We start from the raw sequence: 1,963 nt of genomic DNA on the forward strand, positions 1-1,963 counted from the left end.
CAGCCTTGACGGCTGCACGCAACATATCGCCAGTAGAGATTTGCGGAATACCAAATTTTTCAGTGATGAACTTTGCCTGAGTACCTTTACCGGCCCCGGGAGCTCCCAGCAGAATGACGCGCATCGATGTGCTCCTCAATTTTTTATTTAAATGACAGCAGACTCGCCTCTTGGGGCCAATCTCAAAATCGGGTGATGGCCGCATAATCGGCCAAAGGGCTGACCAAGATACACAGCAGTCCCAACCCACACAAGCGGGCCAAAGTAGGAATAATCACGGGTAAACCAGCCCTTGCGACGCGGTGTCACAGGTCGCAACCCTGCCATAAACTGTCGCGTCACAGCCTGACCACGCCCCGATGAGACGTGTTGCCAGAGACGTTGACGCGACATTTGGCACGCGCAAGCGTTTATCCGGTGTTGCGCAAACCCGCTGCAATCCCCGCCACAGTCACCAGCAACGCTTGTTCCAGAGGGCTGTCCTGAGCCGCTTGTTGGCGCCGCGAACGCGCCAGCAACTCGGCCTGCAACAGGTGCAACGGGTCGAGGTAAGTGTTGCGCAAGCGAATAAACTCCAAGGTGTCTGGGCTGTGCGCCATCAGTTGAGACTGACCGGTCAAACCCAGTACCACCTCGCACGCCTGCGACAATAAGTCGCGCAAATGCACCCCTAAAGGCAGCAGCTCAGGCGCTACCAAGCGCTCGTCGTAGAGGCGCGCAATGTCAGCATCCGCTTTGGCCAAGACCATTTCGAGCATGTCGATCCGGGTTCGGAAGAACGGCCACTGCTCACGCATTTGCGCCAACTGCTCGCCCTCACCGCGCTCCAACGCTTGGGTGAGCGCGGTTTCCCAACCAAGCCAGGCGGGCCGCATGAGGCGGGTTTGGGTCCAGCCGAAAATCCATGGGATGGCGCGCAAACTTTCAATCCCGCCCGCCCGACGTTTGGCCGGGCGACTGCCTAGCGGCAGGCGGCCCAGTTCCTGCTCAGGGGTGGACTGACGAAAGTACTCAACAAACTGTGGGTTGTCGCGTACTACCGAGCGATAAGCCTTGACCCCGTCTGCGGCCAGTTCATCCATCAACACCCGCCAACCCGGCTCAGGCAGTGGCGGCGGCAGCAAGGTGGCTTCGAGAACCGCCGACAAATACAGGTTGAGGTTTTGTTCGGCGATGTCGGGCAGACCAAATTTAAAGCGAATCATCTCGCCCTGTTCGGTAGTGCGAAAACGCCCCGCCACCGACCCCGGCGGCTGCGACAAAATCGCCGCATGGGCTGGGCCGCCGCCACGCCCAACAGTGCCGCCACGGCCGTGAAACAACAACAGATCGACCTGTTGCTCACGGCAAATATTCACTAGGTTTTCTTGTGCGCGGTACTGCGCCCACGCGGCTGCCGTGGTGCCTGCATCTTTGGCCGAGTCGGAGTAACCAATCATCACTTCCTGCGGCATTGCACCGCCAATACGTCAGAGGCCGCACCCGCCATCGAGATCACGTACGAGCCCAGCGAAGCTCCCGGTGCAGCGGCCACTTCACGGCATGTGGCGAGAACTTCGGCGGTCTCGGCGTCGGGTTTGAAGTACCCCGGCAACAACGGTCGACGGTTGTCCAGTTCACGCGTCAGGAAGCTTAGGCGCGCCTCTTCATCCCAATCTTCATAACGACCAAGGCCCAAGTAATCGGTGATTTCAGTCATGGCCGAGGTGTGGCGCGCTGCGTCCTGACGCACATCAAGGCGCACCAAAAACAGGCCGAATGTGACCGCCCGGCGTAGGCAGTCGAGCAATGGGCCATCAGCGATGACGCCCATACCACGGGCGTGCAGCGATTCATAACACAGCTTCAAGGGCGCCAGCAGATCCTGATTGTCGTGCAATACGCCTGCGGGCGCAAGTTGCGAGCTGCTCAAGGCGCCCTGTGCCCACGAGCGGGTAATGCGCCGGCGTTCGCGCCGTTGTTT

General features: G+C 59.8%; 1 protein-coding gene and 1 pseudogene. Both read right to left on the minus strand.

The features are described from left to right. The coding region (locus AQS70_RS09805; protein WP_156355101.1) for a nucleoside monophosphate kinase at positions 1–124 on the minus strand (124 nt) is incomplete at its 3' end. 286 nt (positions 125–410) lie between these two features. Then, positions 411–1,963: pseudogene (locus AQS70_RS09810) on the minus strand (phosphoenolpyruvate carboxylase); the annotation flags it as partial.

Origin of the sequence: Pseudomonas endophytica (assembly GCF_001411475.1) — a bacterium.
Taxonomy (GTDB): Bacteria; Pseudomonadota; Gammaproteobacteria; order Pseudomonadales; family Pseudomonadaceae; genus Aquipseudomonas; species Aquipseudomonas endophytica.